The organism is Kitasatospora acidiphila, from assembly GCF_006636205.1.
Lineage (GTDB): Bacteria > Actinomycetota > Actinomycetes > Streptomycetales > Streptomycetaceae > Kitasatospora > Kitasatospora acidiphila.
The window spans coordinates 67541-83146 of the sequence record NZ_VIGB01000002.1 but is presented as its reverse complement, the minus strand read 5'-3'; the positions used below and the strand labels follow the sequence as shown (position 1 = coordinate 83146).

The following is a 15606-nucleotide window of genomic DNA, read 5'->3' as shown; positions in this document are numbered from 1 at the left end:
TGCTGACTGGTGGTGCGGTGTCGGCCATCTTGCGCAGCAGGTAGAGGAGGCGGTCGGCGGTGCCGGGCGGGGTGTGGCGGCGCAGTTCGCCGGTGTGTGGGTCGAGGTCGGCCCGCCAGGTGGAGGCCGCGTGGGCCAGGTGGTTGACCCGGCCGTGCCTGGTCGGCAGCAGTTCGCCGACGTCGAGCTTCAGCTGGCGTGCGGCGTTCTGCAGGGGTTCTAGGGTGCTCGGGTCCAGAGCACGACGGTGCGCGTGGTGAGCAGGTCGGCCAGGGCCGGGGCGGGGTCGATGGCGTCGGCGGGCGTGTCGGGGTGCGGGGACCGGTCAGGCGGACCGTGCGGTCGTACAGGGCCTGGGCGTCGCGGGGTCCAGGACGGTGATGCGGGCGGCGGCTGGCGGGCGCGGGGTGTCGGCTGTGGTGGGCAGGCCGGGGGTGTAGGTGACGTCGAGGACGGCTAGGTCTTCGACGGCCAGGAGCTCGGCGGCGCGGGCGGCGACGGCCTGGGCGCGCTGGGTGGCGTCCTACCGGCGGGTGCGCAGGCGGTGGATGTGGGCGCAGGCGCTGCACAGCAGCCGGTCGTCGGCGGCTGGGATACACGGGGTTTCGGGCGGGCGTCGCAGTCCTGGCAGGTGTGGGTGCTGGTGCGGCGGGTGGCGGCCGCGGCGAGCTGGGCGGCGGTGGCCGTGGTGGGCACGGGCTCGCGCACGTCGGACAGCTCGAGGGTGTCCTTGCGGCTGGTGGCACTGCGGGTGGTGATGGTGGCGCGGACCGGGCCGGCGGCCTGGCGGGGCAGGTCGAGGGCGGCCAGGCGGGTGCGGGTGGCGTAGTGGTGGGGGACCTCGCCCCACCAGGTGTACTCGGGTTCCACGCTTCTCCCTTTTTGCTGGTGACGGTGCGACGGTTCAACGGCGGCCGCCGCCGGGTGGTGGCGGCCGGCGGGCGGTGGCGGCCGGCGGGCGGTGGCGGCCGGCGGGCGGCGGGTGGTGGCGGCCGGCGGGCGGTGGCGGCCGGCGGGCGGTGGGCGCGTTCACGCCCCAGGGGCGGGTACGGGCGGTTGGTCGCCGAACGCGCCGGACAGGTACTCGGCCGTCTCCAGGTCGAGGTCGACGACCAAGCCATCCAGGTAGAGCCGCTGATCGATGGTCAGGTCCGGCCGCGGATCGTCGGCAAGGCGGTGCAGCGCGGCGGCGACCAGGCTCCCGGCAGCCGAGGCCAGAGTGTGGCGCATCGCCTCCTCCAGGGCCGCTGGGTCGCCTCCGGGGTGGTAGTGCCGGGCGATCCCGTACGACTCGCAGGCCCGCTCGACCAGTTGGTCAAGCGCCTGTGTACCCGGGCGGTCGAGCGGCTCGTCGGTCAGGCACAGCGGCGGCCGGGCCAGGGTGGCGGGCACGGTGTGCCCGGCCAGCGGGTTCGCGGATTTGGGCGTGATGGTCATCATGCCTCTCCCCTCGTTGGCTGTGCGGTTCAACGGCGGCCGCCGCCGGGTGGTGGCGGCCGGTGGGTGGTGGCGGCCGGTGGGTGGTGGCGGCCGGTGGGTGGTGGCGGCCGGCGGGCGGGCAGTTGGTCGGTCAGCGTTTCAAGGACTCGGCCTCCGTGGGGACCGTGGGTGTGACGGGTGCGGGCCCGGGCGGTGTCGACCCCGGAGGAACGCCGAGGCCGCCGTGTTGGGCTTCGACGCGGGCGCGCTCGGCGTACTCGGCCAGGCGGTCGCTCGCGGCGGCGGTGGCGTCCAGCCAGCCCTGGTCGTAGTCGCCGGTCCGGCCGTCGGGGCACCGCCAGCCGGTGCTGGTGACGTTGCTCTGCGCCCAGTCCAGGATGTCGAACTTAGACCGTGTCCTATGTGGTGTTGGCTCGTTGGTCTGTGCATGGGGCGGGGTACGTGGAGTTGGATTGTTCCGGACGGGCTGTGGGAGATCGCGAGGCCGCTGATCCCGCCGGATCGGGTGCGGCCGCAGGGCGGCGGGACGGCGAACACGCCTGACGAGACGCTGTTCGCGGCGATCGTGTACGTACTGGTCAGCGGGTGTTCCTGGCGGGCATTGCCGCCCTGCTTCGGGGTCTCCAAGTCCACCGCCCACCGCCGGTTTGTCATCTGGTCGCTCGCCGGGGTGTGGGCACGGCTGCACGAGGCGGTCCTGCAGCGCATGGACGATGCCGGTCTGGTCGACGTCTCGCGCGTCGTTCTCGACTCGGCTCGGGTGCGGGCCAAAAAAGGGGCGAACTCACAGGTCCGAGCCCCGTGGACAGAGGCAAGCCGGGTTCCAAGATGTACGTCCTGTCGGACGCGGGAGGGCTGCCCCTGGTCGTTGGTGTGAGCGCGGCCAACACCCATGACAGCAAAGCCCTGAAGCCCATGCTGGAGGGCTACCAGGTGAGACGCGCCCCAGGCCGCGGTCCCAGCCGCAAGCCCGGGCGCCTGCACGCCGACAAAGCGTACGACGTACCCCATCTGCGAAAGTGGTTGCGTGGCAAGCGGATTGGCGTCCGTATCGCCCGCAAGGGCATCGAGTCCAGCGAGCGTCTCGGGCGTCGCAGGTGGGTCATCGAGCGGACGATGTCGTGGCTGTCCGGCTATCGCCGGCTCAACCACCGCTACGAACGCGATCCCGGCAACTACCTGGCCTTTCTCGGCCTAGCCGCAGCTCTTTGCTGCTACAAGCGCCTCATCCGCCTCACCACATAGGACACGGTCTTAGCCCGGGCGATGGCCGCCGCGGCCTGCTCCGGGGAATGGCCGGCGTCCGTCAGCAGCCGGGTGAGCAGGTGGTAGCCGGCGCCGCGCATCAAGCACCCAAACCCACGGAACTGACGTACTGATAGGCCCCGTAGTCGCTGTCCAACTCGCTGATGACGTCGTCCCAGATCTCCGCCAGTTTGTCGGCGTCGCCGGCGGTGAGGGCGTCCACGGCGTCGTCCCAGATGTAGCGGGCCTGGAAGGAGCGCACCCTCAGGTTGTCCCGTCTACGGGGCTCCTCCACGACGTCCTGGTTGATGGGGTGGATCTCGATGCGGGTGCCGCGGCCGCCGTTGTTCAGGTGTGCCTTGAGCAGGGCGGGGTTAGCCAGGACGTTGTGGGCGCGCAGGTTCCAGTAGGCGGTGTCGATGGCTTCGAGGTTGGCGGGGCGGGGGCGCTGGGTGCCCTTGCGCCAGGCGCGGATGGTGGCGGGGTTGGCGGTGATGCCGGCGTCGGCGAGGGCTTGGGCGCCGCCCTTGTGGGTGGTGAGGTAGTTCATCCGGGCTTTGAGGCCGCGGCGGGTGGTGGCGGGGGACTTGATGCCGCCTTCGAGGATCATGCGTTCCACGGCGTCTTCGAGGGCGCGGCCGAGGGCGATTTTCCCGTGGACGTTGCCGGGGTCGCGGTCGGCGCCGTAGCGGCCGAAGTTCTTCCATCCGTCAGTTGACACTTCAGGCGCTCCGCTTCCGGCTCTGGGGCAGGGCGTATTGGTCCTTGAGTTTCAGCTGTGTGGTGAGGCGGCCCTCGGTGAAAACGCTCCGCCAGTCGGTTTCTCCGGTGACGTGGAGTTCGTCGGTGCCGCGCAGTCGGACGATGGTCAGTCCGGCTTTGTGGGCGCGGTGGGCCTTGTACCAGAGATTAGCGAACGCCTGGGAGCGGATGATGTGCATCCAGTCGGGTCGGCGGATCTCGCGATTGTAGGTGGACTCGCCGATCGTGGACGCGAATTTCGCATAGAGGGCCTTGACGTATTTCTCGGTGGCGGTGTCGCCGTCGGTGATGGCGTTCTCGCGGGCTTGGGTGAGGACGCGTCGGAATTTTTCCAGCAGGCCTTCGGAGGCGCCGGAGGTCCAGGCCTCGGTGATGTGCGGGGCCTCGCACAGGCCGAGCTTGTGGCAGCGGATCAGCAGGCGCACCGTGGCGTCGTCCAGGAGGACCGGGCCGGTCTCGTGGCGGTTGCCGATGGGTCGGGTAGGTGGGGTGCTCCCAGGCGGGGCGGGCCGGGAGCAGGTAGACGCCGGAGCGCTTGGGGTCGAAGCCCCCTTCGGGGCGGTGCTGGAGTGCGCCGATCGGCAGGTGCGTCTTCAACGCACTGCAGTAGGCGGCGTTGGTGTCCAGGACGTCCACGTCCACAGGGTCCACAGTGCCGGCCTTGAGAGCGGCCATGAGTGGGCCGTTCTCCCACTTGTGGCGACCTTCCCAGATTTCGTCGGCGCCGTTCCGGCTCTTCTTGGAGAGGAATTCCAGGCGTTCCGGATAGGCCGTGTGCTCGTACGCTGCGCCGACCCGGGTCGCATCGAACAGGGCCATGCTGTTCGGAATCGCTTTCTTCTCCAGTGCGTCGCTCGCGGCTTCGACATCGCCGCCGTGCTCTTCCAGGGCCTGCTCGACCGCCGAGGTGATCATGTCGAGGTAGTAGCCGAGGTCGCGGCCCGAACTCGCGTACTCTGTGCGGGACTTGGTGTCGGGCGTCGTCTTGGTGGCCTGACGGACGGCCGAACTGGGCGCAGCAGATGGGGAGTTGGTACGGGCCGACCTGGGCGCCGCCGAGGCTGGGGCGGGCGCGGCCGGCTGCTGGACGGCGGGCGCGGCCGGGGCAAGCTGGCCCCGGGCGGGGCGGGTGGCGGCGGGGGCCTGCGGCACGGCGGTGGGGCGGGGGCGCAGAAGCCGCCCAGGTGCAGCGGGCGCCCGCCAACTCGGTAGGCCACCGGCCGGCCGCACCATTCGCACGGCGCCGGATCGCCCAGGACCGGCTCACCGTTCGGGCCCCGGTCGTAGTCCGCGGCCGCATCGGCCGGCCGACCACCCGTCGACGCGCCATGGCCGTGGGCGGAGCCGGGGGCCGGCGCGGCGGCGTCGGCCTGGTCCCCGCCCGGGCCGGCGGTGGGGGCCTTCGCGGCGGGCCGCTGGCCGGGGCGCACCCAGTACTCGGGAACGGGGGCCACCGGGACGTAGGGCTCCGGCCCGCGGCGGCGCACCGCCGGCCGGGCGGGGGAAGCCGGCCGTGCCACGAGCGTGGCGGCAGGGGCGGGGGCAGCGGTGAACGCGGCCGGTACCGGCAGGGGCAGGGGCAGGGGCAGGGGCAGGGGCAGGGGTTCGGGGGGCGTGGTGCCGGGAGGCCAGGTCAGGCACTGGACGGCGTGCGTGGGGCCGGCCAGCAGGTCCAGCGGGCCCATCCCCCAGTGCCGGGCCAGTGTGTCCACCTCGTCCAGGGACCAGGGCTGCGCACCGGACTGACGGCGGCTGACCTTGTCCTGCGTCAGATCGACCGCGGCGGCCAACTCGCGCTGACTCTCACCGGTCCGCTGCCTGATCGCGGCCACGGTCAACCGCAGCGCCTCCAACGTACTGAGCGTCATGAAGGCATTCTATCAATGACGTATGGAATTTCTGCATTAAGCATGGAAAGAGTCGCTGGTTTGAGTGATCAGATCGAGGCCCCTGGCACAGCACCGACCGACAAGGGCGGTGGCTGAAGCGGGGCAGAAGCGGCGGCGCAGGACCCGGCTGCCGGTGGGAAGAGGTGAACAGCCGTCATGCGGCGCGCCGGTCCGGGAGGCTGGGGGGACGGCTCTTGGGATCTTCCGCGTGTCTCCTCTCGCCGGGGAGACGACCTTCTCCTTCCTGTGCCGGATCGCTGCCCGCTACGGGCTGGACGATGCCGCCCTGCTCGCGCGCTGGCCGTGGCGCGGCCACCGCCCGCGGCACGAGAGCGGGGCGCTGCGGGCGGACGCCGAGGTGCTGCTCGACGGCACGGGGCGACGCGTACCGGCGGGGCTGTGCGGGGTCGGCGAGGACGTGCTGCAGCGGGCGTTGCCGGCGTGGGGGCTGGACAACGAGAAGCTGGCCTCGCGGGCGGCCGGGAGTGGCCCTGGGACGGTGTGGCGGGTGGGCGGTTCGGTGGTGGGGCCGGTGGCGTTCGGGTGCCGGTCGTGCACGGCTCGGCGGACCAAAGCGCCGGTACGGGTTATGCGGTACGCGCAGCGGTGGGAGCGGGCCTGCGTGCGGCACGGGCGGTGGCTGCTGGACGCGGACCAGGCGCCGGAGTTCCTGGACGTGCGCGGCCTGCCGGAGATCGTCGAGGCGCAGAAGCCCAGTACCGCCCCCGCACCCCGGCACGCACCACCGCCCGGCGATGACGGTCATGTTCTACGCGCCGCCCGTCACCCCCGGCTGCCAGCGCGTACGGCCCCTACCGCGCGAAAGCACCGCCTCCTACCTCACCCGCCTGGCACACGCCTACCGCCAGAGCCTGCCCCAGCTCCTCGACGCCCTCGCCATCGCCGTCGACGCACAAGGCAAAAGCCACCCCAACCCGCACCCCCACCCCATACCAGGCTGCCAGCGTTCGCGGACAGCATCCTCAACCTTCTGAGCCTTCTCCTTGCCGATGCCGCCGCGCTTGGGACGAGCGGCGTGATCATGGCCAGTGCGGCGATAGGGTGAGCATGCTCCGGCGGCCTGCCGGAGCTCGAACAGCACGCGCCTGCACCGAGATTGATCATTTCAGTGGCCTGATCGCACCGAGCCCGACCGGCCGCGCAACGCCTATCTCCGCGAGGACCACGTTCTGCCGCACCCGCCGGCCCTGGTACTCCGGATTGCCGCCCCGGGCAACCCGGTGTCTCTGGATCTCTGGACCATACGACGGCCCATCCAACCCACCAACAACGTAGGACCGCCCGACGGCGAGGCGCGGTACTCGGACGCCCGGCTCGGTGGGTGGGGCCACGTGGCGATGGGCGTGGGCTTCGCTCGACGGCCTGCCTCGGATCGCTCAGCGGCCCGACGCGGTGGCCCTCCTCGGCGCCGCGAGTGGTCTCGTACTCGTGGTCCTCGGTGTTGTGGTGGGGACACGGGAGTTGAAGGGCCTGTCGGTAACGGGGCCTGACGAGTTCGGACCCCGCTCGGGCGGGGGGCACTCGGTCCCGCTCGGGGTGGACGGGGACTCGCTGGTGGGGCTCTCGGTCGACGGGCTCGCCGAGGACTGCGACTCGCTCGGCGACTGCTGAGGCCCGGCGCACGACCCCCGGCTGCTCCACGGTCTCTGGTCAACGCCCTGGGTCCCTCGGGGTGTGCGCCGCAATGGGAGTGCCGCCGACGGCCGCCCAGGGCCCAGCCCCGGCTTCATACCGCCGACGTCACGGATCGGAATGCTCCCACCCTCAGCTCCGCAAAAGGAATCCTCAAGGCGACCTGGACTGCCCGGGTGACGGACGCGCCGATGGCCGCGCGGTCAGCTCCAGACGCGGACGTCCACAGTGAGCTGACCGCCGCTGCCACCGGGAGCGGCGGTGTCCGAGACGATGCTGACCAGCGCGTCGACGTTCCCGTGAAGACGCAGATCCGGGTGCCGGGCTGGAGGCCGCCGACCGTCGGGTCGCCGCCGTCCCGGAGCGAGCCCTGGCAGGCCTCGTGAGTGGCCGGGGCCGCCAGCGTGGAGGTGCCGGCACCCCAGTTGCTGATCCCCAGTTGGTCGTTGCCGTTGTTGTCCTTGCCGCCCCAGGCGAATCTGGGTGGTCCAGGTACCTGAGGTGACCCTGTCGTGGTCGGGGCTGTGCGAGCCGAGGTCGATGGCCACGCCCTGGTCGAGGGCATACGTGTAGCGGTACTCGCTCGGGGCCGGGGTGTCGCTGGAAGCCTGCTGCAGGTTCGGCACGGCCGGCTGTGATGCCGCGGGCTACGCCATGGTGGGTTGCGGCTGAGGTTGTGCTGCGGTGGACCTGTCGGCCGTGCCGGCCGCCGGCCGCCGGCCACCGTTGGAGTCCGGGGTGGTCCGGCCCAATGGGAGCGCTGCGGTGGGCAGGCCCGACTGACCGGGCTCGTTCACCGGTTCAGAGGTGCTCGGCGCCGGGCCGCCGTCCGCCGATGCGTTCGGCGGCTGGGCGGATCCCATCCGGCTGCCATCACCGACTTGCAGGGCCACCGAACCCAGGAAGGTGTTGTCGCGCACCGTGTTCCTGCTCCTGTCCGGGCCAGATCATTACGCCCCTCGACGGATCCGCGGGAACCGCGCTGGCCGGCTCCCTGACGGGCCTGAACGTACGGCTGCCGCTCGCCGTGGGCATCCTGGCCATCTCCACCGCCGTTGTCGCGGCCACCCTTGAGACGCGTTTCGCAGAAGCGGCCTCGGAGCCCCACTGACGGCGGAGGGCAGCCACCCCACGCGAGTGTGCGGGGCGGCGGCGGCCGTGATGTCGGGAAACGATCTACAACCGGACGGGAAGCGATCTTTAGCTCCCACCCTCACGCCCTGATCGTTCCTACTCGTGAACTCCCCCACGTCGGTACTCCCCACCTGCAGCTGGCGACATGTTCGTAACGGCACCCGAGGAGAGGAGTCGGGCGAGGGCCGCACGGGCACGCGCAGTGGCATCGGGCCATAAACCGTTGAGCGCGTGGGTGTACGCCTGGCAGGCGCCCGCGAGATCGCCGGAATCACGCAGGATGCTGCCGAGGTTGATGGCGGCCACGCTGCACTGGACAGGGTGCCCCGTCGCCATGACGGAGCGGTAGACGTCTGCGGCGCCCGCGGTGTCACCGTGCTCGGCAAGGAACTGTGCGCAGTCAAAGCCGGCGGCAGCCGAGTGTTGAGGGTACCCCGCCCGAAGGGCGCGATGGTAGGCGTCCCGAGCCGCTGTCACGTTGCCCTCGTCCTCGTGGCTTTGGGCCAGACTGACCGCCGCCACGACGGCCAGTTCCACGTCGACGGAGTCGAAGGCCTTGCGCGAGGCGGAGTCGAAGGCTGCGCGGGCTCCGGCGTGATCGCAGCGCGCCCAGCCGAGCCAGCCCCGGCAGACCAGGACCAAGGCATCGACGCCCGGACCCGCCAGCACGACGGCCCGCCGGTAGGTGCCGGCCTTCTGCGCGGGCGCCAAGAGTTGTGCGAGGTAGAAGTGGGTGCGGGCCCGTGTGTCGCCCGCAGCGATAGCAGCCTGGAGGGTGGCAATACCCTTGCGGGCCGGCGTCTTACAGGCGACGTGGCAGCCGTAGTCATAAAGCGATGGCTGAGCACCGGAAGCCGCTTCGGACGATGCCAGCAGCTTCAAGCGGGATCGGGCCGACGCGGCCATCTGCCCGGTCACGCCCCGCTCGTAGGCGACACAGGCCTCCTCGACGGTGAATTCACACAGGAGGAGATCTCCCAGACCGATGGCCGTCACGCCGGCAGTGGGCCCGTGGAGCGCTGTCTCCAGTGCGACCCGGACACCGGTGACGCCACCTGCCTGAACACGGACCACACCCACGATGCCGCCGACCACCGCCCTGCCCCGCTCGTCAAGTCTGCTCATCAGCAGTTCGGCCAGCAGCCGTGCCTCGCCGTACTCTGCCTGAACGCGGACGGGCTCTTCACCAAACTGGTCGAGGTGGCCGTGGACCATGAGGAGATCACCGTCGTCGGCCGGATCCCGGGACCGGGGATCGATGCCGAGGTGTCGCACGCGGAGCGCGCAGCCACGGTGGAGGGACGACTCGCCGATGGCCTGCGAGCGCACCAGGGCCCAGCGGAAGGCCGTCGCACGCCAGGCCGAGCACCGCTTCGGGCGCAAGGTCTCCTGGGACGCCGAAGACGAGGGGACCAAGGCACTGTTCACCACCGTCGCGGCGCCGGTGATGACCCGGCTGCGCCAGCCCGAACGGCAGGTGCTCGACACCCTGGTGGAAGCCGGCGTGGCGCGCAGCCGCAGCGAAGCGCTCGGCTGGTGCGTCAAGCTGGTCCAGCGTCACTCGCAGGACTGGCTAGGAGAGTTGCGCGAGTCACTGGAGCAAGTGCGGCGGCTGCGCGCACAGGGCCCGGACCACGAGACCGACGCTCCCCCAGGACTGACGAGGACGCCGGAAAACGCCAGGCATCGCGCAGGTGCTGCGCCGCGAGATCATCCCCGACGGCGAGGGGCAGCTGGCGGAGGAACTGCGCTACACCCTTGCTGCGAGGCAGCCAGCAGCTCTTGTGCCTGGCCGTCCTGAGCCGGGACTGACCCGCTGAGCAGGCGCATCAGGTGCGCCAGGTCCTCCCGCATGTCGCGGGCGATCGCGATAGGCGCCAGGTCCGGGGCCAAGGCCTCGGCGGCGCGCCCAGGCAGGTCAGCGGGGCGGGCGCCAGGGAGTTCAGGGGCTTCCTATGGAAGCCTGGCGGGCTTCTTCGAGCCCGGGCGGCGCAGCTCGAACCAGACCACTTTGCCGAGTGGTTGGAGGTCGGCTCCCCAGCGGTGGGAGAGCCGGTGGACCAGGTGCAGGCCGCGGCCGCTCTCGGCGTCGCGGTCGGTGTGGATCCGCACGGGCATGGTGCGGCTGGAGTCCCGCACGGCGACGCGGACGACCAGGCCGTCAAAGGTGGTGTAGAGCCGGATTGTCTGGCAGCCGGTGTGACGGGCGGCGTTGCTGATCAGCTCTGTCACCAGCAGCTCGGCGCTCTCGCTCAGCTGCCCGAGCCCCCACGCATTGAGGCGAGCCCGCACGGTCCGGCGGGCGAGGGCCGCCGACTCCGGCCGGCAGGGCATGTCCTGCCACTCGGCGTCCGCGTCCGGGGAGGTCTCGGCCACTGCTGCTGATGTCATGGGATCCGGGGCTTTCTGCGGGTGGTTGAGCGGCCCCGGCCCCGCACGGGGGACATGGGGGCGGGACCGCCGCTCGTACCGCCGGGCTTCGCGCGGGCCCTCGGGGTGCGGGCCTAGCGCCAGCGGCTTCTAACCAGTGAACGACCGTCAGTGCCAAGTAGGGCAGGAAGAAGTTAGGGAATCTGCCTGCAAGGGACCGGAAAACTGCCCTCAGGATAATCCGACCGGTTTACGCCAGGCGTGACGTCAGCGCTACGGTGAGTGCATGGGGTGAATGTCCGTCTCCAGCAGCGGATGGCTGAACGAGGGCTGCGCCAAGGCGAGCTGGTGCGGCTGATGAACGATCACGTCGCCCGGACCACCGGCACGCTGGGCGCACACTCCGAGCGCACGGTCTACAACCTGCTGACCGGGGCCACCCGTTGGCCGTAGCAGAGGACCAGGGCCGCGTTGGAGGCAGTATTCGGCTGTACGAGCGAAGAGCCCGGCTTCACTCTCCCGGGCGCTGCGCGCCTCGTCCCACCGAGGCCCCATGCTTCGCCGCAGCATCACCATCGCGCCCGCCCCGTCGTCCCGCCGGCCGCCCATACGCGCCACCGAAGGGACGACCCGCCCGTGACGATAGAGCTGCGCCGCTACCAGCAAGGTGCCCGTCCGAGGGCCAGCGCCAGCTGCTGATCACCGTCCATGCCGACACCTACCGCGACCAGCTGGACGGCCCGTTCGTCCAGCGCTTCCCGTGGTTCGGCGGCCGCGCGGAGCACCCGGGTTCTGCACCGAGCCGAGAAGAAGAGCCCCGGTAACAACGAGAACGGCAGCACCAGGACGAGGGCGAGGACCGGCGCAGGGCCGGATGGCGAGACGCGGAAGGCGGAGACCACCTGGACCTGCTCGTTTCCGTGTTCCAGGACCGCATCGCCACCGCCGAACAGCTGCGGCAACTGCCCGCCCCGGACAGCAGCATCGAGAAGATCCGGGCCCGCTTTCGCCGGCGGCGCGCCGAGGGCTCGGCCGCCCGGCCAACGTCCGGCCCCTGCTGGTCACCGAGTGGCGATTCTGGGCGGCCAAGCACCTGCAGGGCGGGTGCGGTGCCGAGCCCGCAGTCTGTCGATGGGGGGTGGTGGGCCGGAGCCGGCTCTCCGCCCCGGGCCTCGGGTTGGCCGCCGCGAGGCATGCTCTCTCGCGCGCCACCGGCCACCGGCCCTGCTCAGGAGACGACGTTGATAAAGCTCATCATGCCGTTGTCCTCATGGGCCGCGATGTGGCAGTGGAACAGCCATCTGCCGGTGTAGTCGGCAAAGGGCACTCGCAGCACCACCTGTCCGGGCACGCCGTTCACGATGTGCGGCACCATGACGATGTCCTGCTGATCGGTGTAGGGCTGGGGCACGTCGTTTACCGACGTCACCTGGAAGTGGTTGGTGTGCAGGTGGAAGGGGTGGTCCTCGCCGCTGAGATTGCGGACGGTCCACTCCTCGACGGTGCCGAGGCGGGCGGGTGTGTCGAAGACGGAGCTGTCCATCGAGAACTGTGCGCCGTTGATGTAGAAGACGGTCCCCGCGGCGTTCTCGGACAGGTCCAGGGAGCGATGCCGGGCGATCGGCGCGGTGGAGAGGTCCCTCGGAGCGGTGGGCATGGCGCCGGAGACGGTGGGCAGCCGGTCCACGGGGTGTCCGGTCACCGCGATGTCGGCCAGGGCCACATCGGGGTAGGAGTCCCCCTGCGGGCCGTTGCTGTACGCGGTGGTGCGCAGGACCGTTTCGCGCGGGCGACCGTCCGCGGTGACGAGCACGTCGTAGCGCTTGCCCGGGGGCAGCAGGAGCGTGTCGGCGGTGGTCGTCCGCGCTACGGGAGTGCCGTCCTCGCCGATGACGGTGAAGTGATGGCCGTCCAGCTGCAGCTGGTAGATGATGTCGGCTCCCGCGTTGACGAGGCGCCACAGCTGTGTCTGCCCCGGCCTCATGGACAGGACCGGTCGCAGCTGTCCGTTGACCAGCCGCACCGTCGGGTCGTTCGAGTTGATCGACGTGGTGGCGGTGTTCTGGACGATGTGACCGGTGGCGTCGATCTGCGCGTCTTTCAGCACGAAGGTGTGTGCACAGATGTGACGCAACCCCGGGGGGAGCAGTGTGCGGTCGTCACCGACGATCAGCGCACCGGACAGACCCGCGAAGATCTGGTTCTCCACGTCGCCCGGGACGAAGTTCGAGGCAACCGTGTCCTGCGCGGCCGGTGAGCCGGACGGCGGACAGGCGGTGCCCATGGCGTGGCTGTGGTACCAGTACGTGCCGAGTGGATGCTCGGCCGGGATGGCCAGCGAGTAGGTGGTGGAGCTGCCCGGGGACACGCAGAGGAAGGGGTTGTCCGAGTGGTCCGACGGTGAGACGTGCAGGCCGTGGAAGTGCAGGTTGGTGGCGACCGGCAGGTGGTTGACCAGATGGACGGCGACGATCGAACCGGGTGTCACGCGGATGGTGGGAGCGACGAACGCGCCGTTGTACGACTGGCCCCACACCTTGCGTCCGGACAGGTCGAACCGCGTCGAGGCCGCGTCCAGGGTGATGGTCAGATCCTGGTGGGTTTCGGCGTCGGCGGGGTCGCGGAAGGGCGCTCCAGCCGTCATCCCCTTTTCCTGGGCGGCGGTGGACGGCGGCGAGTCGGCCGCCGCTGTCGATACCGCGACGGTCCCGGTGCAAAAGGTCGCCGACATCAGCAGGATCACCGCCGTCAGCGCGCGGATCAGGCGTCTTCGTGGTGGCAGGAGACATTCGGGGCGGGGCGTTCTCCCGGGGTCGTCGGACATCGGTGCTCCGTTTCATGTCGTACGACACGAGGTTCCACATGGCGCGGCATCCATCGAGCGTCGGCCGAGGAAACGGCTTGTTCTCCCGTCAGCTCGTGAGAGCAGCCACGCCACGGATATGTCCCCGGTGTACGCGTCGACCTGGGTGTGGGCCTGGTCGGCCGCGTCGACCGGACCGTCGGCGGCCCATGCGAACCGGGCGCCGGCGGCCTGCCCGAACTCGCCGAGCCGCCGACGGGACTCGACCGACGGGTCGACACACTCCCGGCCTCGCCCCGGACGCACTTCTCGGCCGGGTCCGGGAACGGTCCCGGGATCTCCCGGTCGTTCTCCCCGTACTCGGCACCGGCCCAGTCATCGCACTCGAGGAGGATCCGGGTGCGGCGGCGGTCTTCGATCAGGTCGGCGGGCTTTCCCGGGCCGCAGGCCGCACTAGGGACCGCTGGCGGCCACACCGCCCCCCGTGACGGCGGCCAGGACCTGGCCGCCGTCGAGGTGTGGAAGCCTGCCGCGGCGGAGGCTCAGGTCAGCCCACGCAGCCGGGAACCGCGGTGGGGCTGCCGAAGCAGTTGGTGGGGTTGTTGGCGAGCACGGCGGTGAAGTCGAGCGTGACGCTGCCGCTGTCGTTGAAGACACCGCCGGGGGCGTTGGTCGCGGTGTTGCTGACGACCTTGCTCCGGGTGAGCGTGGTGGTGGCGCCGGCACCGCCGAAGTTGGCGACTCCAGCGCCCACACCCGTGGGTCCGGAGGCCGCGTTGTCGACGACGGTGCTTCGCAGGACGTTTAGCGTCGCGTCGTTGGCCACTCCACCGCCCATCTCGAGCGCCGTGTTGTTGACGACGGTGGTCTCGGCGATGGTCATATCGCCGTCGTTGGCCAGGCCGCCACCGTCGTGGAGCGCGGTGTTGCCGCTGATGAGGCTCCGGTAGACGTGCGTGGTGGACCCGGTGTTGCCGCCGATTCCACCCGAGAAGTCGGCGTTGTTGTCGCGGATGATGCTCTGCCTGACTTTGAGGACGCCGTCGTTGCGGATACCGCCTCCGAAGTCCCCGGCCGCGTCACCGTTGGTGATGATGGCGTCGCGGAGGTCCAGGCTTCCAGTCGCGGCGACCGTGAGGATGCGGAAGGCGGGGGCCGACACGTCGCGGGTGATGGTGGCGCCGTCGCCCTCGATGGTGATCGTGTTCTGGATGGACGGCAACGCGGTGGTCAGGGTGTAGATACAGCCCGGGGTCAGGGTGAGCGTGCCGCCGGAGGTGTTCGCGTTGGTGATCGCGGTCGCCAGCGCGCTGGAACTGCACGGGACGAACGTGTGCGCGACCGCCGGGGTGGCGGCCACGCCGGTGACGATGAGGGCGGCCGCTCCGAGGGCGCTCAACGTGCGGATCGCCAGCTTGCCGTGGTTCATTGCTGCTCCTTGGTGTTGAGGGGATCGTTCACGGGACCCGCGTGCGGCGTGTCCGGGAACGGGTTTGGGGCGTGCTTGGCTCAGGCCCGTCGCGGCCTGAGTCCTCGGGTGTGGTCTTGTCGCACCTGCTCGGGCGTCCGGCCGGTGGTTGCCGAGTAGGTGAGCAGGTCGATGGGCGCTCGCCGGGCTGCCGTCTACGCGGCGGGTACGGCCAGGCAGGTGTAGGCGCCAGGGAGGGTGATGGTGCCGGTGTCGGTGGTGACCGCCGGGTCCACAGGGCCCGGGGTCAGGGCAGGCGCGGTGAAGGCGGGAATGGTGGCCGAGACGACGGTGAACCGCGCGGCGGCCCCGCCCGGAGCGAAGTGGGAGAAGTGGCCGGGCCCGTACCCGTGATCGTGGCGGGTGGGCCGCCGCAGGCCGGCCCCGAGACGGGGGGCGGCGGTCCCCGCGCCCGCTGGGCTGATGCCGGTGACCTGATTGCGGGTGCTGTCGATGACGACGGGCGGCCGGGAGCCGAAGCGCACGGCGATGGCGCCGGCCAGGTTGACCCCGGCGACGACGGTGCCGCCCCTGGTGGGCCCCTGGTTCGTGCTGACGGACCGCAGGCTCGTCATGACGCTCACCGCGTTCGCGCTGTCGTCGCTCATGGAGGACGACGGCCCGGTGGGACTGACCTGACCGCGACCCTGCTCGGGGCGATGCCGACCGGAAGAGCGCCGACCACGGTGTCGATCACACACACCGTGCCGTCACCGTTGTACGCGACGCGCGCGGGGCATCCACCTGGTCTGATCGAGTCGCCGATGGGCCCTGCCCCGAGCGGCACGGTAGGGTCCTTGGCCGCCGGCACCGGTGTCGGGCGAGCGTGGTCAGTCGCTGTC

General features: G+C 71.0%; 15 protein-coding genes and 1 pseudogene. 5 read left to right on the top strand and 11 right to left on the bottom strand.

Annotation, left to right across the window (positions count from 1 at the left end; all coding sequences use genetic code 11):
• Positions 1-223 (top strand): hypothetical protein (locus tag E6W39_RS40235; protein WP_220140144.1); only part of this gene is annotated, 223 nt, incomplete at its 5' end.
• Between the two features lie 233 nt (positions 224-456).
• On the opposite strand, the gene E6W39_RS01220 is transcribed toward E6W39_RS40235, so the two are convergent.
• Positions 457-870 carry a hypothetical protein gene (locus E6W39_RS01220; protein WP_141631837.1) on the bottom strand — a complete coding sequence of 138 codons (414 nt, stop codon included), beginning with the start codon at positions 868-870 and terminating at the stop codon, positions 457-459.
• Between the two features lie 159 nt (positions 871-1029).
• Entirely contained in the window at positions 1030-1440 is a 411-nt protein-coding gene (locus tag E6W39_RS01215) for a hypothetical protein (RefSeq protein ID WP_141631836.1), read from the bottom strand.
• Positions 1441-1867: 427 nt separating this feature from the next.
• Here E6W39_RS01215 and E6W39_RS01210 point away from each other — a divergent pair.
• Positions 1868-2685, top strand: a protein-coding gene (locus tag E6W39_RS01210; RefSeq protein ID WP_141631835.1) for an IS5 family transposase whose coding sequence is annotated in 2 segments (ribosomal slippage) — positions 1868-2216 and positions 2216-2685 — 819 coding nt in all. Because the reading frame shifts where the segments join, the coding sequence is not laid out codon by codon here.
• Positions 2686-2785: 100 nt separating this feature from the next.
• Here E6W39_RS01210 and E6W39_RS01205 read toward each other — a convergent pair.
• The 3 genes from E6W39_RS01205 to E6W39_RS40780 all read right to left on the bottom strand — a co-directional run bounded on the left by E6W39_RS01205 (position 2786) and on the right by E6W39_RS40780 (position 5315).
• Positions 2786-3406 carry a hypothetical protein gene (locus E6W39_RS01205; RefSeq protein ID WP_141631834.1) on the bottom strand — a complete coding sequence of 207 codons (621 nt, stop codon included), beginning with the start codon at positions 3404-3406 and terminating at the stop codon, positions 2786-2788.
• Position 3407: 1 nt separating this feature from the next.
• On the bottom strand, positions 3408-3872 hold the full coding sequence (locus tag E6W39_RS40785) for a hypothetical protein (protein WP_228717886.1): 465 nt from the start codon (positions 3870-3872) through the stop codon (positions 3408-3410).
• A 486-nt stretch (positions 3873-4358) separates the two neighbouring features.
• Positions 4359-5315, bottom strand: a complete 957-nt coding sequence (locus E6W39_RS40780; protein WP_228717885.1) for a hypothetical protein — start codon at positions 5313-5315, stop codon at positions 4359-4361.
• A 1470-nt stretch (positions 5316-6785) separates the two neighbouring features.
• Here E6W39_RS40780 and E6W39_RS01175 point away from each other — a divergent pair.
• The gene (locus tag E6W39_RS01175) at positions 6786-6968 is read left to right on the top strand and encodes a hypothetical protein (RefSeq protein WP_141631832.1); all 183 of its coding nucleotides are present in this window, start codon (positions 6786-6788) and stop codon (positions 6966-6968) included.
• A 1251-nt stretch (positions 6969-8219) separates the two neighbouring features.
• On the opposite strand, the gene E6W39_RS40775 is transcribed toward E6W39_RS01175, so the two are convergent.
• Positions 8220-9119: a tetratricopeptide repeat protein gene (locus tag E6W39_RS40775; protein ID WP_141631831.1), complete on the bottom strand. Its 900-nt coding sequence runs from the start codon at positions 9117-9119 to the stop codon at positions 8220-8222.
• 168 nt (positions 9120-9287) lie between these two features.
• Between E6W39_RS40775 and E6W39_RS40770 the strand changes: the two are divergent.
• Positions 9288-9924, top strand: a pseudogene (locus tag E6W39_RS40770) (hypothetical protein).
• 152 nt (positions 9925-10076) lie between these two features.
• Here the strand turns inward: E6W39_RS40770 and E6W39_RS01155 are convergent.
• Positions 10077-10514 (bottom strand): ATP-binding protein, encoded by a 438-nt coding sequence (locus E6W39_RS01155; RefSeq protein WP_141631830.1) that lies wholly within the window; start codon positions 10512-10514, stop codon positions 10077-10079.
• A 294-nt stretch (positions 10515-10808) separates the two neighbouring features.
• Between E6W39_RS01155 and E6W39_RS38950 the strand changes: the two genes are divergently transcribed.
• Positions 10809-10946 carry a hypothetical protein gene (locus tag E6W39_RS38950; protein WP_181799029.1) on the top strand — a complete coding sequence of 46 codons (138 nt, stop codon included), beginning with the start codon at positions 10809-10811 and terminating at the stop codon, positions 10944-10946.
• A 203-nt stretch (positions 10947-11149) separates the two neighbouring features.
• Here the strand turns inward: E6W39_RS38950 and E6W39_RS01150 are convergent, their stop codons facing one another.
• From E6W39_RS01150 to E6W39_RS01135, 4 genes are all read right to left on the bottom strand, one after another.
• A complete protein-coding gene (locus E6W39_RS01150; protein ID WP_141631829.1) occupies positions 11150-11455 on the bottom strand; it encodes a hypothetical protein in 306 nt (101 codons plus the stop codon).
• Between the two features lie 266 nt (positions 11456-11721).
• A complete protein-coding gene (locus tag E6W39_RS01145) occupies positions 11722-13137 on the bottom strand; it encodes a multicopper oxidase family protein (RefSeq protein ID WP_141631828.1) in 1416 nt (471 codons plus the stop codon).
• Between the two features lie 706 nt (positions 13138-13843).
• Complete coding sequence (locus E6W39_RS01140) at positions 13844-14725, bottom strand: hypothetical protein (protein ID WP_141631827.1); 882 nt, start codon at positions 14723-14725, stop codon at positions 13844-13846.
• A gap of 194 nt (positions 14726-14919) precedes the next feature.
• Positions 14920-15372 carry a hypothetical protein gene (locus tag E6W39_RS01135; RefSeq protein WP_141631826.1) on the bottom strand — a complete coding sequence of 151 codons (453 nt, stop codon included), beginning with the start codon at positions 15370-15372 and terminating at the stop codon, positions 14920-14922.
• Positions 15373-15606 lie beyond the last annotated feature (234 nt).

Coding starts and splice junctions, on each gene's coding strand:
- E6W39_RS01145 (WP_141631828.1), bottom strand. CDS start 13,137: ATGACGGCTGGAGCGCCCTTCCGCGACCCCGCCGACGCCGAAACCCAC.
- E6W39_RS01215 (WP_141631836.1), bottom strand. CDS start 1,440: ATGATGACCATCACGCCCAAATCCGCGAACCCGCTGGCCGGGCACACC.
- E6W39_RS01135 (WP_141631826.1), bottom strand. CDS start 15,372: ATGAGCGACGACAGCGCGAACGCGGTGAGCGTCATGACGAGCCTGCGG.
- E6W39_RS01155 (WP_141631830.1), bottom strand. CDS start 10,514: ATGACATCAGCAGCAGTGGCCGAGACCTCCCCGGACGCGGACGCCGAG.
- E6W39_RS38950 (WP_181799029.1), top strand. CDS start 10,809: ATGGCTGAACGAGGGCTGCGCCAAGGCGAGCTGGTGCGGCTGATGAAC.
- E6W39_RS01140 (WP_141631827.1), bottom strand. CDS start 14,725: ATGAACCACGGCAAGCTGGCGATCCGCACGTTGAGCGCCCTCGGAGCG.
- E6W39_RS40780 (WP_228717885.1), bottom strand. CDS start 5,315: ATGACGCTCAGTACGTTGGAGGCGCTGCGGTTGACCGTGGCCGCGATC.